This window comes from Enorma sp., assembly GCF_982429025.1.
The window spans coordinates 1-24,457 of sequence record NZ_CEWCAA010000011.1; the positions used below are offsets into that span (position 1 = coordinate 1).

The 24,457-nt window shown below is 60.7% G+C and carries 21 protein-coding genes, 1 tRNA gene and 1 pseudogene; 18 read left to right on the forward strand and 5 right to left on the reverse strand.

Going from position 1 to position 24,457, the window contains the following annotated elements; genetic code table 11:
* Window positions 1–67: 67 nt before the first annotated feature.
* Window positions 68–158: transfer RNA gene (locus tag AC1VS5_RS03225), tRNA-Ser, on the reverse strand.
* Between the two features lie 415 nt (window positions 159–573).
* On the opposite strand from AC1VS5_RS03225, the gene AC1VS5_RS03230 reads away from it, so the two are divergent.
* From AC1VS5_RS03230 to purD, 10 genes are all read left to right on the forward strand, one after another.
* Entirely contained in the window at window positions 574–1,473 is a 900-nt protein-coding gene (locus tag AC1VS5_RS03230) for a DUF4013 domain-containing protein (RefSeq protein ID WP_481217681.1), read from the forward strand.
* 538 nt (window positions 1,474–2,011) lie between these two features.
* Window positions 2,012–2,305, forward strand: coding sequence for a 30S ribosomal protein S6 (gene rpsF / locus AC1VS5_RS03235; RefSeq protein ID WP_019128685.1), 294 nt, complete (start codon window positions 2,012–2,014; stop codon window positions 2,303–2,305).
* 82 nt (window positions 2,306–2,387) lie between these two features.
* Window positions 2,388–2,855, forward strand: coding sequence for a single-stranded DNA-binding protein (locus AC1VS5_RS03240; RefSeq protein ID WP_019128686.1), 468 nt, complete (start codon window positions 2,388–2,390; stop codon window positions 2,853–2,855).
* 71 nt (window positions 2,856–2,926) lie between these two features.
* On the forward strand, window positions 2,927–3,193 hold the full coding sequence (gene rpsR / locus AC1VS5_RS03245; protein ID WP_019128687.1) for a 30S ribosomal protein S18: 267 nt from the start codon (window positions 2,927–2,929) through the stop codon (window positions 3,191–3,193).
* A gap of 18 nt (window positions 3,194–3,211) precedes the next feature.
* Window positions 3,212–4,240: a DUF2232 domain-containing protein gene (locus AC1VS5_RS03250; protein WP_417057993.1), complete on the forward strand. Its 1,029-nt coding sequence runs from the start codon at window positions 3,212–3,214 to the stop codon at window positions 4,238–4,240.
* Window positions 4,241–4,280: 40 nt separating this feature from the next.
* Window positions 4,281–4,820: a 50S ribosomal protein L9 gene (gene rplI / locus AC1VS5_RS03255; RefSeq protein WP_019128689.1), complete on the forward strand. Its 540-nt coding sequence runs from the start codon at window positions 4,281–4,283 to the stop codon at window positions 4,818–4,820.
* 712 nt (window positions 4,821–5,532) lie between these two features.
* Window positions 5,533–6,924, forward strand: a complete 1,392-nt coding sequence (gene dnaB, locus AC1VS5_RS03260; RefSeq protein WP_019128690.1) for a replicative DNA helicase — start codon at window positions 5,533–5,535, stop codon at window positions 6,922–6,924.
* Between the two features lie 146 nt (window positions 6,925–7,070).
* Window positions 7,071–8,357, forward strand: a complete 1,287-nt coding sequence (locus AC1VS5_RS03265; protein WP_019128691.1) for an adenylosuccinate synthase — start codon at window positions 7,071–7,073, stop codon at window positions 8,355–8,357.
* A 55-nt stretch (window positions 8,358–8,412) separates the two neighbouring features.
* Complete coding sequence (locus tag AC1VS5_RS03270; RefSeq protein WP_204627511.1) at window positions 8,413–9,330, forward strand: DegV family protein; 918 nt, start codon at window positions 8,413–8,415, stop codon at window positions 9,328–9,330.
* A gap of 99 nt (window positions 9,331–9,429) precedes the next feature.
* Window positions 9,430–10,734 carry a phosphoribosylamine--glycine ligase gene (purD, locus tag AC1VS5_RS03275; RefSeq protein WP_481217682.1) on the forward strand — a complete coding sequence of 435 codons (1,305 nt, stop codon included), beginning with the start codon at window positions 9,430–9,432 and terminating at the stop codon, window positions 10,732–10,734.
* Window positions 10,735–11,415: 681 nt separating this feature from the next.
* Here purD and AC1VS5_RS03280 read toward each other — a convergent pair.
* Complete coding sequence (locus tag AC1VS5_RS03280; protein ID WP_481217683.1) at window positions 11,416–12,078, reverse strand: helix-turn-helix domain-containing protein; 663 nt, start codon at window positions 12,076–12,078, stop codon at window positions 11,416–11,418.
* Window positions 12,078–13,334: an arginine deiminase gene (locus tag AC1VS5_RS03285; protein WP_481217684.1), complete on the reverse strand. Its 1,257-nt coding sequence runs from the start codon at window positions 13,332–13,334 to the stop codon at window positions 12,078–12,080. The genes AC1VS5_RS03280 and AC1VS5_RS03285 overlap by 1 nt, the downstream gene beginning before the upstream one ends.
* Window positions 13,335–13,577: 243 nt before the next feature.
* Here AC1VS5_RS03285 and AC1VS5_RS03290 point away from each other — a divergent pair, with 243 nt between their 5' ends.
* The 4 genes from AC1VS5_RS03290 to arcC all read left to right on the forward strand — a co-directional run bounded on the left by AC1VS5_RS03290 (window position 13,578) and on the right by arcC (window position 19,017).
* Window positions 13,578–15,017, forward strand: a complete 1,440-nt coding sequence (locus tag AC1VS5_RS03290) for a YfcC family protein (protein WP_276868919.1) — start codon at window positions 13,578–13,580, stop codon at window positions 15,015–15,017.
* A gap of 44 nt (window positions 15,018–15,061) precedes the next feature.
* Window positions 15,062–16,303 carry an arginine deiminase gene (locus tag AC1VS5_RS03295; protein ID WP_481217685.1) on the forward strand — a complete coding sequence of 414 codons (1,242 nt, stop codon included), beginning with the start codon at window positions 15,062–15,064 and terminating at the stop codon, window positions 16,301–16,303.
* A 48-nt stretch (window positions 16,304–16,351) separates the two neighbouring features.
* On the forward strand, window positions 16,352–17,359 hold the full coding sequence (argF, locus tag AC1VS5_RS03300; RefSeq protein WP_481217686.1) for an ornithine carbamoyltransferase: 1,008 nt from the start codon (window positions 16,352–16,354) through the stop codon (window positions 17,357–17,359).
* A 695-nt stretch (window positions 17,360–18,054) separates the two neighbouring features.
* Complete coding sequence (gene arcC, locus AC1VS5_RS03305) at window positions 18,055–19,017, forward strand: carbamate kinase (RefSeq protein WP_019128702.1); 963 nt, start codon at window positions 18,055–18,057, stop codon at window positions 19,015–19,017.
* Between the two features lie 215 nt (window positions 19,018–19,232).
* Here the strand turns inward: arcC and AC1VS5_RS03310 are convergent, their stop codons facing one another.
* Window positions 19,233–19,883 carry a GntR family transcriptional regulator gene (locus tag AC1VS5_RS03310; RefSeq protein WP_481217687.1) on the reverse strand — a complete coding sequence of 217 codons (651 nt, stop codon included), beginning with the start codon at window positions 19,881–19,883 and terminating at the stop codon, window positions 19,233–19,235.
* Between the two features lie 291 nt (window positions 19,884–20,174).
* On the opposite strand from AC1VS5_RS03310, the gene AC1VS5_RS03315 reads away from it, so the two are divergent.
* The 4 genes and pseudogenes from AC1VS5_RS03315 (at window position 20,175) to AC1VS5_RS03330 (ending at window position 23,562) form a co-directional block, all read left to right on the forward strand.
* A complete protein-coding gene (locus tag AC1VS5_RS03315) occupies window positions 20,175–20,951 on the forward strand; it encodes a dimethylarginine dimethylaminohydrolase family protein (RefSeq protein WP_019128704.1) in 777 nt (258 codons plus the stop codon).
* Window positions 20,952–21,023: 72 nt separating this feature from the next.
* A complete protein-coding gene (locus AC1VS5_RS03320; protein ID WP_481217688.1) occupies window positions 21,024–22,505 on the forward strand; it encodes a basic amino acid/polyamine antiporter in 1,482 nt (493 codons plus the stop codon).
* Between the two features lie 184 nt (window positions 22,506–22,689).
* Window positions 22,690–22,755 (forward strand): annotated as a pseudogene (locus AC1VS5_RS03325) (zinc-ribbon domain-containing protein); the annotation flags it as partial.
* A gap of 201 nt (window positions 22,756–22,956) precedes the next feature.
* Complete coding sequence (locus AC1VS5_RS03330) at window positions 22,957–23,562, forward strand: hypothetical protein (RefSeq protein WP_481217703.1); 606 nt, start codon at window positions 22,957–22,959, stop codon at window positions 23,560–23,562.
* A gap of 146 nt (window positions 23,563–23,708) precedes the next feature.
* Here AC1VS5_RS03330 and AC1VS5_RS03335 read toward each other — a convergent pair whose 3' ends face one another.
* Complete coding sequence (locus AC1VS5_RS03335) at window positions 23,709–24,332, reverse strand: C39 family peptidase (protein WP_481217689.1); 624 nt, start codon at window positions 24,330–24,332, stop codon at window positions 23,709–23,711.
* Window positions 24,333–24,457: the final 125 nt, after the last annotated feature.

The window sequence follows — 24,457 nt, forward strand, 5'->3', positions numbered from 1 at the left end:
CTGCCACCCCTCCGCATGGGGTGAACGGCGCGCCATCGAGGAAGAGGGCGCGCCGCGAGAAAGCAACTGGCGGAGAGTCAGGGATTTGAACCCTGGAGACGCTTTTGGCGCCTACACGATTTCCAATCGTGCTCCTTCGGCCACTCGGACAACTCTCCGTGTTCAGCACAGGAAATTGTACCGTATCTTTCCGACAATGCAAACGGGGATTTTGTGCAGCTCGTGCAAGCGCGGGGAAGAGGGCGCCGTTGCAGGCTAGTGGGCGCTCGACCTCGAGCTGATCGGTGGCAGCGCAGTGCGAGGGCGAGCCGATTCTGCTGATAGGCTGGCCCGGCTCATTCAAGCGTGGGCGGCCATACGGGCCCGGTACGCTGTGCACTGCCATCTTGCTTAACAAACACTTATATCTTTGCCGTTTGACACCAAATCGCGCGGGGTGCCTGCATGTGTTGCCCTGAAGCCGATACACTTTATATGCATGATGTATATGAATGGATCGTGCTGCGCGGTTTCGTGGTGCACTCACCGCGGTGCGCATGGCGCAGAGACGATAGGCGGTAGGAGAGATCGGGGATGCAGAATCGTCGGCTGGGGTTTGTGGCTTCATGGAATATGCTCACCGGAGAGCGCGGATGGTATAAGCCGATCGTGGTTCTGGCGCTCTTGTCGTGGGTGCCGTTTCTTGGCACCATCGCGCTTTTGGGCTACGCGTACGAATGGGCGCGCCTTGCTGCATGGGGAGTCGACTGCGCCCCGCGCAGGCAGGGAATCGATTATCTCAAGCTGCTCAAGACGGGTGGATGGGCGTACCTTATCCTCTTGAGCATGTCTCTTGCGTGCGGGGTGGTTCTCTCGGTGCTATTCGGCGTTGACCACGTGGCGTTTCTTCCCCTCAGTTTCGATGGGGCGGGCACGTGGGGCGTCTGGCAGGGCGAGGGGCGCTATCTTTTCATGTTCTCGCCGCGTGCGCTGGCGAGTCTCGTGGGGCAGGTCGTCCTTGGCGGATTCATTCTTGCCGCGATGATGCGCGGAGTCGTATACGATGGCTTCGCCGCTGGATGGCGGCTCGACCGCTTGGCCCAGATGATCGTTTGCGACCCGGGCGGCTTCATGAGGTTGGTGGGGGTTTCCGCCATTGGGTGCGCAGCGGGGCTCATGTATTCGTGGGCTTCTGCGGCGATCATGGGTGCCATCGCATCGGTGGGCATCTCGTATTTCGAGTTCTATAATGGCGCACTTTACTTCGTCTTTAATTCTGAGCATCTCCTGCGCCACCTGTTCACGCTCAGCCCGACGAACGCCTCGGGCGGGTTCCTGCTGTCTACGGCTTTCTCGTTCATAGGCTCGGCGCTTTCGGTCGCGATGCAACTTGTGGCAACGCATGCAGCGGGAATGTGGTTTCGCCGCTTCGACGTGGGGCGCTGGGGGCTCTCGTCCGATCCTCTGCCCGACGGGGTTCCGCACGAGGTCTAGCCGCTCCAGATTGAGGCTCGGGTTCAATCGAGGGGCTCCATCGAGGCCCGTGTCCGCAGCAAGGACCAAGCGCAAATCGAGGCCGCACGCCGTCCGTCATCCATGCGGGCCGCGCATCACTTTTGGGAAAACAATGGGCTTTGCCGTGCCGCGCGAGCGCTCGCTGCGGTGTGTGGCGCATAGATTAAGCGTGTTTAGCTGGGAAAACAGCATGCCTTCGGGCCGGGCCTCAGCGCATGTTCTGCTTATTGAACGAACGCGGCCAGCATTTGTTTAGATGCGCGTGAGAACCTTGGCTTGCATGGATGGGCGGGCAGCGTTCGCCTCGCCAGCTCGGCCCCTGTGCCGCGCGGCCTCCGGCAACCCACGACGTTGCTTCTGGCGGCCGTGCGGCGGACGCGGGGTGTATGTGGAGCTCATGAGGGTGTAGCACGGACTTCTTGAGATTTCGGCAGGAAGCGGCTATAGTAGCTGAGTCCTTTCCTGCTCCGGGCGCACCTTCACGACCCGGAGCCTTATGCCCAGAGGAGGTGACCACATGAAGGCTTATGAACTGCTGTTCTTCGTCAACCCGTCTCTTGATGTCGAGACTCGCGCTGCTGTTATGAAGCGTATCGACGTGACGATTGCTGCCGGTAACGGCAAGGTTGACAACGTTGACGAGTGGGGCAAGCGCAAGCTCGCCTACGAGATCAACGATCTCACCGAAGGTGACTACACCCTCATCAACTTCCATGCAGATCCCGCGTCGATCGCCGAGCTCGATCGCGTTCTCCGCATTACCGATGCGGTGGAGCGTCACATGATCGTGCGCCGTGACGACCAGGAGTAAATCGCCTATGGAAGGGGCGCGATGCGCCCAGCGGGCGCGTGCCGGCTCGGCGCGGCCCGTACATGAGAGGTAGTGAGCACGCATGAGCATTAACCGAGTTAACATTTCCGGCAACCTCACCCGCGATCCGGAGCTTCGCATGACGAGCGGCGGCACCCAGGTGCTCTCGTTCGGTGTCGCGGTGAACGATCGCAGGCGCAACCCCCAGTCCGGCGAGTGGGAAGACTATCCCAACTTCGTGGACTGCACCATGTTCGGTGCGCGCGCGGAGGCGGTGAGCCGCTACCTCAGCAAAGGCTCCAAGGTCGCGATTGAGGGGAAGCTCCGTTACAGCTCTTGGGAGCGTGACGGCCAGCGCCGCAGCAAGCTCGAGGTCATCGTCGATGAAATCGAGTTCATGAGCAGGGGTTCCCAGCAGGGTGACGGAGGGTATTCCAACGCGCCCCAGGCCCCGCGCGGAGGCTATGCCCAGCAGCCCCAGGCGCGCCCGCAGGCGCCTGTCCAGGCTCCGCCGACGGCGGATATCTACGACGAGGATATTCCGTTCTAGAGGCGTAGACGCCTGGTTTGCACGAGTGCGCTCCGGCTATGCCGGATGCGCCAAACGAAAGGTATTTTGACATGGCTAATGATTATTCAACACGTCAGCCGCGTCGTAAGTACTGCCAGTTCTGCAAGGAGCACACTGAGTACATCGACTACAAGGATACTCAGCTCCTTCGCAAGTACATGACCGACCGCGGCAAGATCAAGCCGCGCCGCGTCACTGGCGCTTGCACGCAGCACCAGCATGACATCGCGAACGCGATCAAGCGCGCCCGCGAGATGGCTCTTCTGCCGTACGCTGTCCCCGTGGTTTCCTCCCGCGGTGGCCGCAACCGCGACTAGCAGGCCGTTTGCTCGTTCATGATGATGTTCGACGGGCAGCATAGCGCAGCCGGATCAGATGGGACCGAGATCGTTCCCGCCCGGCAGCGCGCTTCGCGACCAAACGGCGGATGGCTGTGGTTCGTAGGGATCGGGCTGTCCGTGGCCGTGATGGCGCGGTACCCCATGCTTGGGGTGGCGTGCCTTGCGATGGGTCTCAGGACCCAGTCTGAGCGCTTCGGCGCGAAGGGCTTGGTTGCGGGCTTGGGCATATCGGGTGCCGTCCTCGTTGCGTGGATGGTGCTCGATGGTGTTTCCAACGTGCTGTTCGCAGTTCCGCTCGTTGGCATCGCGGCAGCCATCTCCGCGCTCATGTGGAAGAGGCGTGCGGGCGTTACCGAGGTATCGCTTGTGGTCACCGCGGCTATCGCGTTGTGCATGGCAGTCGATGGCTTCACCGCCTTCAACGCTGGCACGAACCTTGCCGAGGTGACGTCGGCGATGCTTATGGAGGTTGCCCGCGCTTCGGTTGGTCGCGGCGTCGAGGCTGAGCTTGCGCTCGTCTCGATTGAGCCCCTGATTTCGGTCATCTGGCCGATGGTGTACGTGCTCTCTGCCGCTCTCGATGCGCTCGTCGCCGGATTCGGGTCGTTCCTTGGCTCGGTCCAGCGTCCGGCCTCGTGGGGCGAGATGCCTGCGCCGGGGCAGCGCCTTCGGGTTCCGCAGATCAGTCTCTTCGACGCGCCGCTCTGGGCGGTTGGGGTGCTGGCCCTCTCTGTCCTAGGGATGGGCGCCTCATTTGCCGCTGTGCCCGAGTCGCAGGTACTCCGGACCGTCTCCGTCACGCTCTTTTTGGCGGTAAGGATCATCTTCTTGATCCAAGGCCTTGGCGTGATCTTGGGATTGCTCGGCCGCTGGCGCATAGGGTGCTTCGGGCGGTTCGCCGTCATCATGGTTGCAACTTGGCTTGAGGTGATGTTCGTTGTGAGCATCATCGGCCTCATCGATGTGTGGGCCAACTTCCGCAAGCTTCCGCGGGATGGTTCGCACGACGAGGCACACACGTAAGAAATGCGTCGCGCGTGCGACGCGCAGGATAGGAGATCTCATGAAAGTCATTCTTCTTGGTGAGATCAAGGGCAAGGGTGGCGAGGGCGACATCGTAGACGTCGCTCAGGGCTACGCCGAGAACTACCTTTTCCCGAAGAAGCTCGCCGTTGCGGCGACGAAGGGCGAGCTGAAGCAGCTCGAGCAGCGCCGCAACAACATCGCCAAGCGCGAGGAGAAGCGTCTTGCCGACGCCAACGCGCTCAAGGCGAACCTCGACGGCAAGCAGGTTACTGTTGACGTCAAGGTCGGCGACGAGGGCATCCTCTTCGGTTCGGTTACCGCCGCCATGGTTGCCGACGCCGTCAAGGACCAGCTCGGCGTCGAGATTGACCGCAAGCGCGTTGAGCTCGGCAAGCCCATCAAGGTTGCCGGCGCCCACACCGTGGCCATCTCGCTCTACCGCGAGATTCGCGCCGAGGTCGTCGTGCTCGTTGGCGTGACCGCCGAGGAGCTCGCCGCGGAGTCCGAGACTGCTGAGACCGAGGCTGAGGCCGAGGCCGAGGTGGTTGAGGAGGCTACCGAGGAAGCTGCTGAGTAGCAGACGCTACAGCAACAGCGCTCACCACGCCCGCTGCCGGGGATTCTCGGCGGCGGGCGTTTTGCGTTATGCCACGAGGCGGTGAGCCGGGCGCATCGGAGGCGCGCATCTCGGCGGCTGCAGCTTCGCCGGTTCGAGCGCCCGCGAAGCTGCCGTTCGCGTGGAGCTCGGATGGTCCGGGCGGGTCCTTAAAAACTCGCTTACGAAACATTCAACATTCAAGAAAAGGTTGAAAGTTTCTCTTGACAAATCGAGAGAGTAAGAAATCAACAGGTCAACGGTTGAAAACTCAATATGAGCCAGATTCGATAGCAAGTTTTTCACAAGCCTTTATCAAGAGCAGACGGTATCGCGTACGGTGGTTATCCTGCGCAATGTATAAAACAATACTAGTTACCTGCATGTTCACTAAATGTACAAATATCTGTGTGTAATAGAACGGCAAAAAGACAGTAAGAAGTGAATAACAGCAGGTAAAGAGTATAGCTGTTGAAAACTCGGTATGATGGGCCTGTCGAATTGTGGAAAACGTTGAAAACTGGTATTCCCGCTGAAAGCCGGGGCAGGGTTATCCACATCTGGATGTGGAAAGAAAAAGGTGCAGAGAGCAGGGGAACGAGCCCTCTGCTCGGCAGCGGAATACTCTACCATGGGTGCTCGTAGGTTATCTGCTGGGCGGCGTTTTGCACGTCGCCTCGTGTTCGAGAAAGGCATGAGCGTGTCGCCGAATGATTACGCCCCCCTTGCCGTAGACCGTGGGGCCCATCAAGGCCTTCCCAATAACACCGAGGCCGAGGCCAACGTGCTCTCCGCCATGCTGCTTTCGCCAGACGTGGTGGACGATGCCATCTCCGAGCTCCGGATCGACGACTTCTATCGCCCTGCGCACCGCGAGCTCTTCGTTGCGATGGTTTCCATGAACGAGCGGGCCATTCCCATCGATTCCATTTCGGTGGTGGACTTCCTCGCTTCTGAAGATAAGCTGTCTGCGGTGGGCGGCGAGGCGTACATTCTCGAGCTTGTGGGCAACACCATCTCGCTTGCCAACTGGCAGCACCATGCCGAGATCGTGCGTCGCGACTCGCTCCTCCGAGAGCTCATCAAAGCCGCCGGACAGATCAGCGAGCTTGCCTACGATGCGCCGCTCGATGCGAAAGAGGCTGTCGACCAAGCCGAGAGCCTCGTGCTCAAGATTACGGACCGCGAGGTATCGAGCGCGTATCGCTCTCTTACGGACTTCATGATCGAAGCCTACAACGAGGCGGCCGAGATTGCGGCGGCCGGCGGGCAGGCACACGGCGTTGCCACCGGTTTTCCAAGCCTTGATCGCTTGCTGCTCGGCATGCGCGAGGGCCAGCTCATCATCTTGGGCGCCCGTCCTGCCGTTGGTAAGACGTCCTTCGCCCTCAACCTTGCGCTCAATGCGGCTGCCGACGGTTGCACCGTGGGCTTCTTCTCGCTCGAGATGAGCGGAAAAGAAATCGCGCAGCGCCTTATCTGCGCGCATGCAGCGCTCTCCATCTCCGATTTTCGCACGGGCCGCATCTCGCCCGAGCAATGGGCGAACATCAACGAGGCCACGCAGGAGCTTTCGAAGCTCGATATCCTTATCGACGATACGCCGGGCACCACCATCACCGAGATTCGCGCCAAGGCGCGCCGCATGCTCCACAACAAGGAGCGGGCTGTCATCATCCTCGACTATCTGCAGCTGGTGAGCCCCCCGGCGGGCCGTCGTGCCGAGAACCGCGCGGTCGAGGTCTCGGAGATGAGCCGTGCCCTCAAGATTATGGCGAAGGACCTCGGCGTGCCCGTCATCTCGCTCTCGCAGCTCTCCCGTGCGGTCGAGAGCCGTACCGGGAAGCGCCCCCAGCTTTCTGACCTGCGCGAATCGGGCTCGATCGAGCAGGACGCCGACATCGTCATGTTCCTCGACCGCTCGGCCGACGAGCAGGAGGCATCGCGCGACGACCGCCCGGACGAGGGCGTGACGCGCGTCATCGTGGCGAAGAACCGTTCCGGCCCTATCGGCGATGTGGACCTGGCGTTCGTGCCTGCATCCACGAAGTTCTATGAGCTTGATGGGATACATGGCGAGGGCTAGTCTGAACGCCTGTTCCGGTGGATATAATAGTGCCTGTTGTATAGTGCGCCGGGCTCCTGCGTTGGCCTATGGGCTGGCGAGCGGGCTGGGTGCGAGGGCGCTCGACACGGTACGGGTTGAGTAGCCTGATCGGTGAGGAGTAATTCATGAGCTCGACAGTGCTGGTTGGAACCCAGTGGGGCGATGAGGGCAAGGGCAAGATCTGCGACCTGATTGCTCGGGACTTCGACTGCGTCGTGCGGTATCAGGGCGGCAACAACGCGGGGCACACCATCGTGGTGGGTGATCGCAAGTACGGCCTGCACCAGGTTCCCTCGGGCATCATGTATCCGGAGTGCATCTCGGTGATCGGCAATGGCTGCGTGGTCAACCCCAAGGTGCTGCTCGAAGAGATCGATATGTTCGAGGCCGATGGCATCTCCACGGCCAACCTCAAGGTCTCGGGCAACGCGCACGTCATCATGCCCTACCACATGGACCTCGACGGCGCCTACGAGGAGCTCCTCGGGTCTCACAACATCGGCACCACGAAGCGCGGCATTGGCCCGTGCTATCAGGACAAGATGGCGCGCATTGGCCTGCGCATGCAGGACATGCTCGACGAGGCCACCTTCCGCGACAAGCTCGCACGCGTCCTTGACCGCGTGAACCCGCAGCTGGAGAAGATCTTCGGCCTGCCCACCTACACGGTAGACCAGATCTGCGATGAGTATCTGCCCATGGCCGAGCGCCTGCGCCCGTATATCTGCGAGAGTTCCCGCCTGCTCAACGATCTTATCGAGGAGGGCAAGTCGGTGCTCTTCGAGGGTGCTCAGGCGACGCTCCTCGATATCGACCACGGCACCTATCCGTACGTTACGTCGTCTAACTGCACCGCTGGCGGTGCCGTGACCGGTTCTGGCGTGGGCCCCGGCAACATCGAGCGCGTACTCGGCATCATGAAGGCCTACATCACCCGCGTGGGCTCTGGCCCCATGCCCACCGAGCTGGCATACGAAACCGATGCCGGCCACACCCTCACCGAGGAGGGGTACGAGTACGGCGTGACCACCGGCCGTCGTCGTCGCTGTGGCTGGTTCGACGGCGTGATCGCCAACTACTCGGCTCGTGTGAACGGGCTCACCCATATCGCGCTCACCAAGCTCGATGTGCTTTCCGCGTTCGATACCATCAAGGTCTGCGTTGCCTACGACTGCGATGGCGAGCGCTACACCACGGTTCCGGAGCACGAGGCGGCGTTTGCCAACGCCGTGCCGGTTTATGAGGAGCTGCCCGGCTGGAAGTGCGACATCACGGCATGCCGTTCCTTTGACGAGTTGCCGCAGGAGGCGCGCGATTACGTTGCGCGCATCGAGGAGCTTGCTCATGCCGAGGTTGCGTTCGTGTCGGTTGGCCCCGACCGCGAGCAGACCATCAACCGTTCCTGGAAGTAGGGGCGCCGCGTCGCGAGTGCTTGAAAACACGAATATGGTCGCCGGGGGAGGGACCGTGAACAAGTTCGCCATCGTTTTGGATAGTGCCGCCGATCTGCCTGCTGCATTGGTGGAGAAGTACGACCTGCGCGTGGTGCCGCTGCACGTCGCTTTCGGGACGACGGAGTACGCTGACGGGGTTGATATCAAGATCGAGGAGTTCCTCGATAAACTTGAGGCGGCGGAGAACCTGCCCATCACCTCGCAGCCGGCGCCGGCAGATTTCCTCGACGCGTACAACGCCCTTGCCGACGAGGGCTATACGGAGATCCTCTCCATCCACCTCTCTGCGGCGCTTTCGGGTACCTACGAGACTGCGCGCGCCGCTGCTGCCCATGTTGCGAAGCAGCGGGGCATTCGCATCGAAGCGTTCGATTCCTGTTCCGCTACGGTTGGCCAAGGGGCAATGGTGCTCGAGGCTGCTTGCATCGCCCGTGCCGGCGGCACACTCGACGAGGCGCTCGAGCGCATTGCAAACGTGCGGCGCACGCACCGCATCTACTTCATTCCCGATTCGCTCGCAAACCTGGTGAAGGGCGGGCGCGCCAGCAAATTCCAAGGCATGGCCACCTCGCTTCTGAACCTCAAGATCGTGGTAACGCTCACCGAGACCGGCGCGATCGAGGTGCTCCACAAGGCCAAGGGCATGAAGAACGCGGTGAGCTACATCGTGGACCTCATGGCCGAGCAATCCCGCGAGATGGGCCCGCTTGTGTACTACAAGCTTCATACCAAGGCCTATAAAGCGCTTGAATTCATGGATCGGGCGCTCGATAAGACCGATGCCTCGCTGCGCTTCCTTACCATGGGGACCATTGGCCCAACCATCGCCACGCACGTGGGGCTTCGTGCCGTGGGGCTCTTTGCGTACCCGGAGGAGTTCCATAATCCTGAGCTCGACGATATCGCCGAGTACCTAACGCCGTCGTTCTAAGGGCGAGACAGGGTCCATTTTGGGACGGGGTCAAAATGGACCATGTTGCTTATTCGCCCCGCTGACATGCGCCAGGCCTCGCCGTTACAAGGAGGAACCATGACCGAGACCACCAAGACCATCGACATCCTGCTTTTGGGAAGCGGCGGCCGCGAGCATGCGCTCGCGAAGAAGCTTGCCGAGTCTCCGCGCTGCGGAACGCTCTACATCGCGCCGGGTAACGGAGGCACGCTGCAGGAGGGTGTGAACGTGGCGCTTGCGGAGGACGACCCGGAGACGGTGGCTGCCTTTGCCCGCGAGGAGGGCATCGGGCTTGTGGTGATCGGTCCCGAGGCCCCGCTCGTTGCCGGTGTTGCCGACGCCGTGCGCGCGGCTGGTGTCGCGTGCTTTGGGCCTGACGCCGAGGGTGCGCAGATGGAGGGCTCCAAGCGCTTTTCGAAGGAGCTCATGGAGCGCGCCGGCATTCCCACGGCAGCATACGGCTCTTTTACCGACGAGGAGGCGGCGCTCGCCTATGTTCGCGAGCAAGGTGCCCCGCTCGTGGTGAAGGCAGATGGCCTGGCAGCTGGTAAGGGCGTGGTCGTGGCTACCGAGCAGGGCCAGGCCGAGGAGGCGGTCCGCGAGTGCTTTGCTGGAGCCTTCGGCGATGCTGGTTCCACCGTGGTCATCGAGGAGTGCCTGACCGGCCCCGAGTGCTCGCTTCTGGCCTTCACCGACGGCAAGACCGTGCGGCCCATGGCTACCGCCCAGGACCATAAGCGCGCCCTTGAGGGTGACCGTGGTCCCAACACGGGCGGCATGGGCGTGTATAGCCCGGTGCCCATCGTGACCGACGAGGAGCTCGCCGTCATGAAGCAGGTCATGGCCGATACTGTGGCCGAGCTCGCTGCGGAGGGGATTGACTACCGCGGCTGCCTGTACGGCGGGTTCATGCTTACGCCGGAAGGGCCCAAGGTGCTCGAGTTCAACGCGCGCTTCGGCGACCCGGAGACGCAGGTGATTCTGCCGCGCCTGAAGAACGATCTGGTAGATGTCATGCTCGCTTGCGCCGAGCAGCGCTTGGACGAGGTTGAGCTGTCTTGGCGCGATGAGTGGGCCGTGGCCGTGGTTCTCACGAGTGCGGGCTATCCGGGCAGCTACGAGAAGGGCAAGGTTATCACCGGCGTTGAAGATGCCGATGCTTTGGACGGGGTGACCGTCTACCATGCGGGTACCGCGGTGACCGACACGGGCGAGCTCGTGACGAGCGGTGGCCGCGTGCTGGCCGTGACGGCGCTTGGGGATACCTTCGAGGCGGCTCGCGATTTGGCCTATGCTGCCTGCGAGAAGATTGATTTCGAGGGCAAGACGCTCCGTCATGACATCGGCCTCAAGGCGCTCCGCGGTCGCGAGGCGTGGAGCTAGGCGAGGCGAACGCGGCGGCTGCGCTCTGCTCAGTTGCTCTGTCCGACTTAGCAAAACCGTTCACTATCTTGCCGAGTGTGACCATTTGGCCGCACTCGGCACTTTTGTGAACGATTGGCTGGTCCACCCGCCCGAATGCGCTGCGGGATGCGCCGCGGTCTGCCCGCCCAGGAGCAAAAGTCCCGCCAAAGGATCGGATTTTCACCGGTCGGCCGGATACACCGCGTCGCGAGCTCAGGGGAGCCGCAGGTCAAAGCGTTGGCCTCTCGGTGGCTACTGCGCGTGCACCCAAAAATCCGATCCTTTGGCGGGACTTTTGCATGGCATCGCGCGCTTACGCCCCCCGAGCGGCTTTCTTCGGGTCCCGTCGGCGCTTTTCCCGGCCGGGCGGGGGTCGCGGTGCATCCGGGCTGCCGGCGGGGGCGCCGGAAGGCGGCCCGGCGTGCCGCGGGGCCAAATATAAAACAATGCATGCTACATTAGAAAGCGTAACAGCGGGACGGTTAGGCTTTGCTCCCCATTGCACTGTCGCTTGCAGGAAATGTTCGCGAATCTATAGAGGGCGCTCGTTGGCTCATCTATAGGTCGGGCATAGATTCGTCGATTTCTGCACCAGCTAGCATGCTGTGTCTTGGGCGGTTTCTTCGCTGGCAGCATTGCTCCCTTCGACAAAGCCGCGTTCTAGAGGGCCTTCTGCACCTTGATGCTATGTGAAGCTTGGAACCAAACAACGACGCCAATAACCCGCACGCGTCTTCGATTGAGCATCAGGTCGGGCGATGCTGTTTGAAAGGAGTGAGACGAAAGGATAGCCGTATCGTTGCCGCAGATGTATCTTCGAATGACTATATTTCTACCATCGACAAGCGCCACGACGCTGCATCCGTTCCAAGGAGCCGCGGTAGGGTCGACGAGAAGGCAACAGCCTTCAGGGTATATTTTGGACATTTCCTGCCCGTCCATCTGGACGAAGAAGCTTTTCGGATGGTGCTGCGCGACATCTGCGGGGGCATAGGCCCTTGAGCGGGTCTGCAGCGACGTGCCATTTGCTGAGCGCGTCACACGAAAAACGGGGCGTTCGTCCGCTTGCCTTTCGCGCGCTGCGGGAACGCCCACGTTCGCAGCCGAGGCTTGTGCTGCAAGCCCCCGATCTTCGCTCAGCAGGTCGTCGCGTCGCACATGGAACAGTTCGACCATGCGCTCGATATGGCATGCGCGCACGGAGCTGCGCCCTCGTTCCCAGCGACAGACGCTTTCTTTTGTGACGCCCAAGGCCCGCCCTAGATCGGCTTGCGTCAAGCCTTCGCGCCTCCTGAGCTCCCGTATGTTATCCGCGAGCGTCATCAGACGAGGTCCTCGCGCCAAAGCGGTAGGCACAAACAGTTGGCACCGCCGTAGCCCGCCGTCAGCTCCTCGGCTCGCAGAGGGAGCAGCTCCATCCCTGCTTTTTCGAGGAGGGTATTCGTCTGCACATTCTCCTCGAACGTGCAGAGACGGCCCGGCGCAAGGCAGAGTACCGCGCAGGCGTTGTTCTCAAGCTCGCGCTCCTTCATCTGCGAATTGCCACCCGCACAGTTTATGCAGGTAACAGCCGCTAGATGCAGTGCTTGGGCAAGCATGCTCGGGAGGCCCCCATCAAGCGCGTACACGCGGATTTCCCCAGCCCGGCGCCCTTTGGTTATGAGATAGAGGCGCGCCGTATCCAAGATGTGCGGGTCGACGATGAAAGCATCATAGTCGATGCGGTTCAGGTAGGTATCGAGGTGAAGCCTCGTTCCGGTTGATGGGATCTCGACGGCATACAGCGACGTGATGGGCGACGCGCTTTCGCTCCAGAGGAGGTTGCGAGCCAAGGTATCGACGGCGGCCGCCTCGGTTCGTTGAGAGAGACCGACGAGCAGCGCGTCGTTGCTTAGGTTGAGCACATCGCCGCCCTCGATGTGATAGGAGCTTGTGTGCTTGAACCACTTCGGGGTATCGCGGAAGCGGGGGTGGTACGTAAAGATGATTTCGTACAGGAGGACTTCTCGATTGCGCTCAGGCCAGTACATGTGGTTGAGCAAGACCCCGTTGCCGACGGCGGTGACGGGGTCGCGGGTGAAGAATATCGTGTTGAGCGGATTGGCAAGAAACATATGCTCGTCAAACGCCTCTCCCGTTGCGCTGGCGAGCGAGGATTTCGCTGAAATCGGGGGCAGCACCTCGCCCGCGCGCATGCCGTCGAGCACGAGGCGGACGAGCGTTTCCGTGGAAGCGCCTTCAAGGAGTTCCCGCATAGCTCCTTGGAGTTCATCTCCCGTGGCCCCGCTTTCTGCGAGAAAGCTCTTGATGAGGTGTGGGCGCGCTTGAGGGGTGGCATCGAGCGCCTCGCGGAGCAAGGTTTCTAGGTACAGGCACTCGACCCCTTCAGCCTTCAGCATGGCAGTAAAGCGGTCGTGTTCGTGCTGGGCCTTGTCGGTGTCAAACGAGCTGCTCCAAGGTCTCAGGGTAAACACCTGGGCAAACTCACCTGAAAGATAGTTTTGGGTTTCGTGCCCCGGACGATGAACGAGGACGCTCTTCAGTTTCCCGATATCGCTTCGAATATTGATGCTGCTCATATATCTTCCGATGATGCAGTGGTCATTGACATGCTGAGTTTACCTTAAACATCAACATAAAGATACTGATTGATGTTTAACATCAATCGTTGTACCGCCTAGAGGGGCGATCGATGCGCTTGCCCGAGCGCAACCCCTCGCTTTGATCCGCTGCCATACAGTTTCAAATACAAGCTGTAGTGCTGCCGCCGTGATGGTGCCGTTGCCATGACTGCGGCAAGAGCAAGACGTGAGGAGGATCATATGGGCTTGCCGTCGGAGAAAGGGTTTAGATTCCGGGTCCCGCATGCGTACACCATCATCTTCTTGCTGATGGTGGTCTTTGCGGTCCTTACGTGGATCGTCCCGTCTGGCGCATTCGAGCGCCAAGAGGTGGACGGTCGTGAAGTGACCATAGCGGGGACGTATCAGGAGATTGACAAGGTCTACGTCGATTCGGAGACGGGCGAGGAGACCGATCTTCGCCAGGGCGTCTTTGATGTGCTGCAGGCGCCGACCCAGGGCATCCAGGGTGCCGTCGAGGTCGTGGCGTTCATTCTCATCGTGGGCGGATCATTCCAGATCATCACGAAGACCGGCGCGATTACCAGCGGCATGAGCAGGGTCGTGAGGCGGCTCAAGGACAAGGACATTCTGATTATCCCGATCATGATGGCCCTGTTTGCACTGGGTGGGTCGACCTTCGGTATGGCGGAAGAGACCCTGCCGTTCTATGCGGTGCTCATGCCGATCGTGATGGCGATGGGGTTCGACTCGATGACTGCCTTCATGATTGTGTTCGTGGGCGCTCGTATCGGATATATCGCTTCCACGGTGAATCCGTTCAGCGTTTTGATCTCTCAGGGAATCATCGGCATCCAGGGCAACCCTCAGCTTTGGCTCCGCGTCATCGCTCTGGTTGTCCTCACGGTTATCGCCATCGTGTGGGTGGTCATGTACGCCCGCAAGGTGAAGCGCAGCCCGGAGCTGTCCATTACCTATCAGGATGATATCGAGAAGCGTAAAGAGTTTGCCGCTGACGAGAAGGCCCTTGATTCTGAGTTCACCAACCGCCAGAAGGCGATCCTCATCATGTTCGTCGCCGGCATGGCGCTCATAATCTGGGGGCTTGTGGTCCAGGGCTGGTATATGAACGAGATCTCGGGCATCTTCCTTGCGATGGGTCTTCTTTCGGGCGTCATCGCCGGCATGTCCGAGAAAGAGATCGCAACCGAGTTCGTGAATGGCCTTGCGGACTTCGCCTTCTCTGCGGTCGTTGTCGGCCTGGCGCGCGGCATCTTGGTCGTTGCCGAGGGCGGCATGATCATCGATACCGTGCTCAACGCCCTCGCCGGCGCGCTTGCGGGCATCCCTCCGGTGCTCTTCACGACGATCCTGTATGTTGTCGACAACCTGCTCGCCATCCTTGTCCCCAGCTCTTCGGGCATCTCGGCGCTGACCATGCCCATCTTCGGGCCGCTTACGGAGCTCATGGGCCTCAATCCCGAGGCGGCGGTCACGGCTCTGACCATGGGCGGAACGTCGATGTCGTTGCTGTGCCCCACGAGCGCGATTCTCGTCGCCGGCCTGGGCGTCTGCAAGATCTCACTCGGTCAGTGGTGGAAGACCGCGTGGAAGTTCTTCCTGGTCGTTTCTGTGGTCAACATCGTATTCGTTGCAATTTCTGGCCTGCTTCCCATGTAAATAGATGAGTTCAAAGAACGGTGCCTGAGAAAGGAAGGTAAAGCATGAGCAAGGGGATATGCGTTCACAGCGAAATTGGTGCGCTGAAGAAGGTTGTTGTTCATCGCCCCGGCAAGGATTTGGTGAACCTGAAAGCAGAGGACTTCGAGCGCGTCTGGATTCACGACTGCTTCTATCTTGAGTACGCTCAGAAGGAGCACGATGCGTTCACTGATATTCTTCGCAGCCAAGGGGCCGAGGTCCTCTATATGGAGAAGCTCGTGGCTGAAGCCATGGATGCCGACTCGACTGTTAGGCCTGCGTTTACTGATGCTTTCCTTGCGGAGAGCAATATTACGAATCCGGCGATTGCCCAAGCGGTGCGTGAGCGCTTGGATGCGGTGAACGATAACTACGAGTTCGTTTTAACTGCAATGGGGGGCCTGTATCTCAAGGATCTCGACCTCCCGCGTGGCGGCTCTCTTGCCATCATGGACAGCGACGCCATCGCTCCGGACGAGCCCCTGCTCTTCCCAATGCCGAGTTCGTATTTTTCGCGCGATCCGCTGGCATCCGTAGGCCATGGCGCGCTGCTTAATCGCATGTATTGGCCGCAGCGCAATCGCGAAGTGCTCTTCTACGAGACTATTTTGAAGCACCACCCCGACTACGCGGGTGCTCCGATTTGGTACGACCATAACAGTGCATGGCACATTGAAGGCGGCGATGTCCTGAACATCAATGCCAAGACGCTTGCGATTGGAATCTCCCAGCGAACTGAGGCCGCTGCTATCGATCAGCTTGCCAAGAACCTGTTCTGGGGTCCTGAGGAGTCCGAGATCGAGACAATTTATGCCATTAGGATTCCTAATGGATACGCATATATGCATCTCGATACGGTATGCACGCAGGTTGACTACGATAAGTTCACGGTGTACCCCGGCATCTATCAGACTCTGCGCGTATATCGACTCACCAGGGGTGCTGCGCCAGGCGAGATTGCAATTGAGGAAATCGACGATACGCTGCAGCACATTCTCGAGAAGGCGACCGGTGTCGATCACATTCAGCTCATCGAGTGCGGTGGCGGAGATCCGATTGAGGCTTCGCGCGAACAGTGGAACGATGGTTCCAACACGCTTGCCGTTGCACCCGGTAAGGTGTGCGTATACGAGCGCAACGTGGTTACGAACGACGCTCTATACAAGGCGGGTGTCGAGGTTCTTGCAGCGCCTTCTGAGGAGCTGTCCCGCGGTCGTGGCGGCCCTCGCTGCATGACAATGCCGTTCTGGCGCGAAGATATCTAGGTTTCGTTGCGCTTGTCCGCTTGATATAACGCATTGATAGGAGAAATCATGGGACTGAATCTTTCTGGCCGTCATTTTCTCAAGCTTCTTGACTTCACTACCGAAGAAATCGAGTACCTGCTGCAGCTCTCTGCCGATTTCAAGGCTCTGAAGCGCACGGGTACCCCGCACCGCTACCTCGAGGGCAAGAACATCGTCCTTCTCTTTGAGAAGACTTCCACGCGCACCCGCTGCGCCTTCGAGGTCGGCGCCATGGACCTCGGCATGGGCGTGACCTACCTCGATCCGGGCAGCTCGCAGATGGGCAAGAAGGAGTCCATCGAGGACACCGCCCGCGTGCTCGGCCGCATGTACGATGGCATCGAATATCGCGGCTCCGACCAGGCGATCGTCGAGGAGCTGGCGGAGAAGGCCGGTGTTCCCGTGTGGAACGGCCTCACGAACGAGTTCCATCCCACCCAGGCGCTCGCCGACATCTTGACTATGCGCGAGGAGTTCGGCGACACCAAGGGCATGAAGATCACCTACCTAGGCAAGGAGCAGGGCAACGTGAGTGATTCGCTCATGGTGATCTGCGCCAAGCTCGGTATTAACTTCTGCTCGTGTGGTCCCAAGGGCGACGTGGAGGGCGCGACCCACTTCGACCCCGAGGTGCTCGCCGAGTGCCAGCGCATCGCCGCGGAGAACGGCTGCACCATTCAGCTCACCGAAGACATTGACGAGGGCGTGCGCGATGCCGACGTCATCTATACCGATGTATGGGTTGGCATGGGCCAGTCCGAGGATTTGTGGAAGAGCCGCATCGAGCTGCTTTCGCCGTATCGCGTAACCCCCGAGGTCATGGCCAAGGCCAACCCCGGCGCCATCTTCATGCACTGCCTGCCGAGCTTCCATGACACCAACACCACCATCGGGGCCGAGATCGCCGAGAAGTTCGGCGTGACGGAGATGGAGGTTTCCGATGAGGTCTTCGAGTCCAAGCAGTCGCGTGTCTTCCAAGAAGCCGAGAATCGTATGCACACCATCAAGGCCGTGATGTACGCGACGCTGAAATAGGGACAGGGTTAAAGGGCGATGGTGGGCTGGTGGCAGTTTGGCTGCTAGCCCGCCTTCGCCTTTTGCCGTGGGATGTGCCGCGGTCGGCCCGCCCCGGAGCAAAAGTCCCGCCAAAGGATCGGATTTTCATCGAGGGGCCGGATAGGCCGCGCCGCGGGCTCAGGGGAGCCGCAGGTCAGGGCGCCGTCCCCATGCCGGCTACTGCGCGTGCACCCAAAAATCCGATCCTTTGGCGGGACTTTTGCATGGCATCGCGCGCTAACGCCCCCAGAGCGGCTTTTTTCGGGCCCGTCGGCGCTTTTCCCGGCCGGGCGGGGGTCGCGGTGCATCCAGGCTGCCGGCGGGGGCGCCGGAAGGCGGCCCAGCGTGCCGTGGGGTCAAATATAAAACAACGCATGTTATGCATAAAACCGCGTTCAGCAATGAGGGGATGCGCGGAGGGGAGAAAAGCGCTTCGTTTGATGCGCAAGGTCCTTCTTTACCGTCGCTTTACCTCGAAAAAGTGGAGCATCACGAAACCACGACACAGCGATACGCTGAGCGGCAAATACCTACCGCTCATCCGTTATCTATCCCCTCTAAACTCTAAATATGAATAAAAAAGGGCATCTCGAGAATATAATGCAAGCCTACCCGAGTGACTTGGGTGGAATTGCATGAACGTTATTACAAACTTTCGGCGGAAAGGAATGACCATGTCTAAGCCCATCGGCAAGCCCGATCGTATCGTCGTCGCGCTCGGCGGCAACGCCCTCGGCGACACCCCCCAGGAGCAGATCGAGAAGGTCGGCCACGCCGCCCACGCGCTGCTCGGCCTCATCGAGCAGGGCAACGAGATCATCATCACCCACGGCAACGGCCCGCAGGTCGGCATGATCCAGAACGCCTTCGCCGCCGCGCACGACGCCATCGGCACCCCCTCCATGGACCTGCCCGAGTGCGGCGCCATGAGCCAGGGCTACATCGGCTACCACCTGCAGCAGGGCATCGGCCGCGAGATGCATCGCCGCTACAAGCGCTGGCACGCCGCCACGGTCGTGACCCAGATCGAGTGCGACCCGGACGATCCGGCGTTCCAGAACCCCACCAAGCCCATCGGCCCGTTCTACACCGAGGAGCAGGCCAAGGCGCTCATGGAGGAGAACCCCGAGATGACCTTCGTCGAGGACTCCGGCCGCGGCTGGCGCCGCGTCGTGGCGAGCCCCGAGCCCAAGAAGATCGTTGAGGCCGATTCCATCCTCAACCTTCTTGACAACGAGTTCATCGTCATCGCCTGCGGTGGCGGCGGCATCCCCGTGGTGCGCGATTACAACAACAAGGGCTGCTACAAGGGTGTGGCCGCCGTTATCGACAAGGACATGGGCGGCGAGCTCCTCGCCGAGGATTGTGACGCCCAGGTGCTCTTCCTGCTCACCGCCGTCGAGCACGTGGCCATCAACTTTGGCAAGCCCGACCAGCAGGACCTGACCGAGATCAGCGCCGACGAGGCAGAGAAGCTTGCCGACGAGGGCCAGTTCGGCAAGGGCTCCATGGAGCCGAAGGTTCGCGCCGCCATCAAGTTCGCCCGCAGCCGCAAGGGCCGCGTGTGCATCATCGGCGCGCTCGACAAGGCCGCCGAGACCATGGCTGGTCTCTCCGGTACCCGTATCTACGCGTAAGCGCTTGCGATTACCCTACATCGCGTGTCTCTTGGAGGCTCCAACCTGGTTGGGGCCTCCGTTTTGTTTAGAAGCCCTTCTTCTCCAATGATTGGGCGCTGTGCCCGTTGGGCCACGGCGGTGCGGTCCGCCTTATTCTTGCGCCAGCTGATGCTCTCGCAGGTACTATGGGGTTGGGCATGCGCTCATCGTAGGCTTTTTCGAGATCTTGGCGCCTACCACACGGTGAACTCGGCGTTATCGGTATCCCAGTGCACGTCGCGGACATAGTCTCGAACGGCGGCGGCATCGCGGGCCTTGAGAAGGTCGAGGATGTGCCGATGCTCATCGTTGGCCTTGAGCAGCAGCTCGGTGGTCATCTCTCGGTCAACAGTGCTGTAGTCGCGCTTGATGAAGCAGCGCTCGAGCTGCGTCATGAGGTCCATGAGGCGCTGGTTTCCGCATTTCTGGACATAGCTGTAATGGAATTCGCGCTGCAGGTCGTCGTATTTGAGGATGAGGCCACTCGATATGGCGAGGTCCATGGAGCCCACAAGGAACTGCATCTGTGCGAGGTCTTGCTCGGTGAGCTGGGGACATGCCAAGAAGGCAGCCTGCCCGTCGAGGGGCCCGATGACCTCGAACACCTCGAGTGCTCGTTGGCGATCGAAGCCGCGCACGCGGAAGCCGCGCCTGGGCTGGTTGTCGAGGTAGCCATCGCTTGCGAGCTGGATGAGCGCTTCTCGAACCGGCGTGCGCGAAACCCCCATCGCATCGCAGATGGCTTGTTCGCTCACACGGTCTCCGGCGGAGAGCTCACCGCTGTCGATGCGCCCGGCAATGTAGCTGTATACATTATCCTTGAGCGAGCTACGTGGGGTGTCCACGGTCGCCTCCCTTCGGTGGATGGGCGATTGTGGCAAGTTGATGCGCCTGCAACAGCATACAACAGACCATTGCTAGATGGATAGCGTGAGCATGCCAAGCATTCTTAAATATATATTGTCGACTAACAGAGACAGAAATATAAAAGCCAGTAAATAGAATAAGCCATTCACCGAACAATAGATACCGCTCGGAATTGTATACAATATACAAAGCAGGGGAACACCCATAGAATGAAGCCAGCGAGACGGGGTGAAGGAAACCCCGCAAACCTTCTCAAGGAGGACCTCATCATGACCAAGTTCAGCCACGTCATCATCCGTCGTCCCGGCAAGTCGCTTAGCAACGGCATCACGAGCGCGCCGGAGCTCGGCCAGCCCATTTACGAGCGCGCCATCGAGGAGCACTACGACTACGAGCACGCTCTCGAGCAGTGCGGCGTTGACGTCACGGTGCTTCCCGCTCTCGAGCAGTACCCCGACAGCTGCTTCGTCGAGGATCCCGCGGTCATCACCCGTTGCGGCGCCATCATCACCAATCCGGGCGCCGACTCCCGCAACGGCGAGAAGGACGAGATTGAGCCGGTCGTTCGTCGGTTCTTCGACGACGAGCATGTGAAGCACATCGTGAGCCCCGGCACCCTCGATGGCGGCGACGTCATGATGGTGGGCGACCACTTCTACGTGGGCCGCTCCGCGCGCACCAACGAGGAGGGCATCCGCCAGTTCATCGAGATCCTCGAGGGCTGGGGGCTCGAGGGCTCCGAGGTTCCGCTGGAGGAGGTTCTGCACCTCAAGACCGGCGTGAACTACATCGAGAACAACAACATGCTGGTTTCGGGCGAGTTCATCGACAAGCCGGACTTTGCCCAGTACAACAAGATCGTTGTGCCCGAGGAAGAGGCCTACGGTGCCAACTGCATCTGGGTGAACGACACCGTCATCGTTGCCGAGGGCTACCCGACCGTGCTCAAGGCGGTCCAGGACCTGGGCTACAAGACGCTCGTGGTCGATACCTCCGAGTACCGCAAGGTCGACGGCGGCCTCTCCTGCCTGTCGCTGCGTTTCTAAGGTGTTCTTTTCGGGGGCCGGCCTGCGTGTCGGCCCCTTTTTACGTCTACGCAAGTAGGGAAGGGAGCTCGTATGGCACAGGACCATGAGGTCGTCGAGCGCGTTGGCGACGACGGTATCATCGATCCTAACGGTCTCGATCTTTTCCGCCTCACGATGATGGTCATTACCGCGAGTATCTGCGGCGGCATCTTCTCGCTCGCGGGCGATATGGCTGCTGGCGGTGCGAACTCCGGCGCCGTCATCGTCTCGTGGGCCATCTGTTTCATTGGCGTGTTCGCACTCATGATGGTGTTCAACGGCCTGTCGCAAGCGCGCCCTGATCTTACGGGCGGCATCTATGCGTATGCCGCTGCAGGATTTGGCGATTACGTAGGCTTTAATTCCGCTTGGGGCTATTGGATCAGCGCTTGCCTCTCGAACGTGAGCTTCGCATTGCTGCTCTTCAGCGCGCTGGGGTATTTCTTCCCGGTGTTCGGCGAGGGCAACAACATGATTTCAATCATCTGCGCGAGCGTGTTCCTGTGGTTCCTCACGTTCTTGGTGACGCGCGGGGTCAAGGAGGCCGCTGGCATCAACACAATCGTTACGCTGGCGAAACTCGTTCCGCTCGGCATGTTCGTGTTGTCCATCGTGCTTCTGGGCAAATTCAACCCGGACATCTTCATGGATAACTTCTGGGGCGAGCCCGGAGGCCCGAGTTTTGGTGAACAGGTCGTCTCGACCATGATCGCGCTCGTCTGGGTGTTCACGGGCATCGAGGGCGCCGTCGTTATCTCGGGCCGTGCAAAATACGTGAAAGACGTAGGACGAGCGACGGCTTTCGGCTTCATCGCCGTCTTCGTGCTCTACCTCATCATCTCGCTGCTCTCCCTCGGCATCATGCCGCGTGAAGAGATGGCCCAGCTCGCAACGCCCTCCATGGCGGGCATTCTCGAGCATGCCATCGGCCCGGTGGGGGCAGCGGTCGTAAATCTCGGCGTGGTCCTTTCGCTTGTGGGCGCCATGCTCGGGTATGTGATCATCGCTTCCGAGACGCCCTTCGAGGCCGCGCGGCAGGGATCGTTCCCCAAGTCGTTCGCCAAAACCAACGATCGCGGCGCCCCGATCGTGACGGTGCTTGTAAGCTCGAGCATCACCCAACTGTTCCTCGTGCTATCTGCGGTTGCGGCAAGTACGTACCAGTTCTTCTATTCGTGCGCAGTCAACACCATCCTCATCCCCTACGTGTGCTCCGCAGCCTATTACATGGTGATCGGCTGGAAGAACGAGCACCTGGACGGCCCTCGTGCGCCTAAGCTCGCGACTGCGCGGTTCTTCGGCACGCTCGGCTTCATCTATACGATTTTCCTTGTGTGGTCTACGGGTCTTCAAGGTGTGATGATCACGACGATCCTGTTTGCCCCGGGCATCTTGGTGTATGCGGCAGGAGAGAAGGGGCGCGGCAAGCCGGTGCTTCCCGCTGTGCATGACAAGGTCATAGCCTTGGTGGTCGTCATCGTTGCTCTTATATCGCTGTACCTGCATTTTTCTGGGATTGCCCCGATTGTGTAGGCGAGCGGCGTCCGGTGGGCGCCAGAAAACCAGCTGTTTGGCGATTGCCTGCTCCTATGGGGGCGATGGTGAGGCTACACTTTAGTCCAAGAAAGCGGCGCGCCCTGGGTGGCGCGTCGCCTTGGATTCGCGCAACGCGCCTCGGGGCTACGGGGTCTATCGAGCGCGGGAAGGGGAGGTTGACATGTACTGTCCTCACTGTGGTTCTCAATTGCCAGATGGCGCTGCATTTTGCGGGCATTGCGGCAAGCCGGTAGCGCCCCAGCCTGTTGCGGACGCAGCCCAGCCCAACGCGAGCGCGCCCCAGCCTGCTGCGGCGCCCTCGCCAGTTTCGGGGCCGCAATCTGCGCCTCCGTTCGCCGCAGCTCCCGGTTCCGTCCCGCCGGGTGTTCCGCCGGCGCCAGCGGGCCAAAGCCCCTTCGATGTCAAGCCGCCTAAAAAGCCGTTCCGTGTGACCCGTGGCATGACCATCGGCATCTTGGCGGTCGCCGTGGTTGCCGTAGTGGCCATCGTGCTTGCGGTCTCCGGCGTATTTGGCGGCGGGGTGCACAAGAGCGCGCAGGGTATCGCCGACCAGACAGACGCCCTCTTCGACGACCTTATGCAGAGCGACTTCGATTCTGCTGCGTTCGAGAAGTTCGGCGGCGGCATCATCGACCTTTTTCCGCCCGAGTTCGTAGACGCATCGCTCGAGGAGAGCGGCCACACGCGTGAAGAGTTGATCCAGTACATGGGCAGCTCGCTCGGCGGCAGCATGGAATACTATGGGTCAACGCTTTCAAGCTATACGGACATGTTCGCCATCTCGATCGATGTGGGGCTGGGTGATAGGCTCGATAGCTACGACATAGAGAGCATCAACGATACCCTTGCGTCAAGCGGATGCGACGACGTCGTTACCGAGGGCTACTATCTTACTGGCGAGGTCTCCGTTACCTTTAACGAGGGTTATGAAGGCTATAGCGCCGGTGAAACCGAGAGCGAGGATATGGGGAATATCGGCTTGTGCGCGATCAAGATCGGCAATTCCTGGTACCTCTGGCCCGGCGTGTACTAGCGCGCCGCGCACCGGCTGTTGAGCTGGTTCTACATAACGATTAGGCGGGTGGCTCCGGTTCATATCGGGGCCGCCCGCTTCGCGTTGGCGAGCGCGAGCCTCTCAAAGCCCCGCAAAGAGGTCTCGGCGCATCTCGGGGCCGCTTGCTATGCGGTGAAGGACCAGCATGCGGTGGTCTGGCCCAAAATGCGGTCGACGCTCCACTTCTGCGCGCTCCGCAGGCTGCTGTTGGGGTCGTGGACCGTGAGCATGCCTGCATCGTCGATGCCGGAAAGTACGATGAAGTGGCCCACCGAGGTGAAGTCGCCAGGAGCCACGGCGCAGATGACCGGCTGCCCTGCCTCGAGCGCCGTAGATATCGCGTTTGGCGTGAGTTTGAGTTCTCGGCTGGAGAACCCAAGCTTACTTGGCATCTCGGTCATGAAACGCCATTCCGTTGCGCCGGTGGGCGCGTAACTGCCTGCGTCGGCGCGTGCGCACATGTCGGCGGGCGTGAGGTCGGTGTTGCCTGTTAGGTAAATGTAGACCATGGTGAGGCAGGTGGGGCCGCAGCCGTTGAGCGCCACGGTGGCTCCTGCGTAGGGCTTCTGTGCCCAGAGCGGGTCGGTCTGGAAAAGGTAGGGCATGCTGCCCTGTTGCCACGATGAGCGCTGCGTGGACGCGGGAAGCTGCCCTATGCTCATGGGGGTGAGGTCGAGAAGCCTCGCCTCGGTAGCGGCGTCCGCGCCGGCCGAAGGCACGAAGAAAACGGTTGAGGCGAGTGTGAGCACCAGGGCACCTATGCAGGATGGCGCGAGCACGGCGCGCAGCCGAACGGGTTGGCGGCGCCCCCGTCTGCTCCACGAGCTGCCCCGATAGGAGCCCCGTGCGAACGTGCTGCCCCGATAGGAGCCCC

Excerpts from the sequence above, each read along its gene's own strand:
- AC1VS5_RS03230 (WP_481217681.1), top strand. The coding sequence starts at position 574 with ATGCAGAATCGTCGGCTGGGGTTTGTGGCTTCATGGAATATGCTCACC.
- rpsF (WP_019128685.1), top strand. The coding sequence starts at position 2,012 with ATGAAGGCTTATGAACTGCTGTTCTTCGTCAACCCGTCTCTTGATGTC.
- AC1VS5_RS03240 (WP_019128686.1), top strand. The coding sequence starts at position 2,388 with ATGAGCATTAACCGAGTTAACATTTCCGGCAACCTCACCCGCGATCCG.
- rpsR (WP_019128687.1), top strand. The coding sequence starts at position 2,927 with ATGGCTAATGATTATTCAACACGTCAGCCGCGTCGTAAGTACTGCCAG.
- AC1VS5_RS03250 (WP_417057993.1), top strand. The coding sequence starts at position 3,212 with ATGATGATGTTCGACGGGCAGCATAGCGCAGCCGGATCAGATGGGACC.
- rplI (WP_019128689.1), top strand. The coding sequence starts at position 4,281 with ATGAAAGTCATTCTTCTTGGTGAGATCAAGGGCAAGGGTGGCGAGGGC.
- dnaB (WP_019128690.1), top strand. The coding sequence starts at position 5,533 with ATGAGCGTGTCGCCGAATGATTACGCCCCCCTTGCCGTAGACCGTGGG.
- AC1VS5_RS03265 (WP_019128691.1), top strand. The coding sequence starts at position 7,071 with ATGAGCTCGACAGTGCTGGTTGGAACCCAGTGGGGCGATGAGGGCAAG.
- purD (WP_481217682.1), top strand. The coding sequence starts at position 9,430 with ATGACCGAGACCACCAAGACCATCGACATCCTGCTTTTGGGAAGCGGC.
- AC1VS5_RS03280 (WP_481217683.1), bottom strand. The coding sequence starts at position 12,078 with ATGACGCTCGCGGATAACATACGGGAGCTCAGGAGGCGCGAAGGCTTG.
- AC1VS5_RS03285 (WP_481217684.1), bottom strand. The coding sequence starts at position 13,334 with ATGAGCAGCATCAATATTCGAAGCGATATCGGGAAACTGAAGAGCGTC.
- AC1VS5_RS03290 (WP_276868919.1), top strand. The coding sequence starts at position 13,578 with ATGGGCTTGCCGTCGGAGAAAGGGTTTAGATTCCGGGTCCCGCATGCG.
- AC1VS5_RS03295 (WP_481217685.1), top strand. The coding sequence starts at position 15,062 with ATGAGCAAGGGGATATGCGTTCACAGCGAAATTGGTGCGCTGAAGAAG.
- argF (WP_481217686.1), top strand. The coding sequence starts at position 16,352 with ATGGGACTGAATCTTTCTGGCCGTCATTTTCTCAAGCTTCTTGACTTC.
- arcC (WP_019128702.1), top strand. The coding sequence starts at position 18,055 with ATGTCTAAGCCCATCGGCAAGCCCGATCGTATCGTCGTCGCGCTCGGC.
- AC1VS5_RS03315 (WP_019128704.1), top strand. The coding sequence starts at position 20,175 with ATGACCAAGTTCAGCCACGTCATCATCCGTCGTCCCGGCAAGTCGCTT.
- AC1VS5_RS03320 (WP_481217688.1), top strand. The coding sequence starts at position 21,024 with ATGGCACAGGACCATGAGGTCGTCGAGCGCGTTGGCGACGACGGTATC.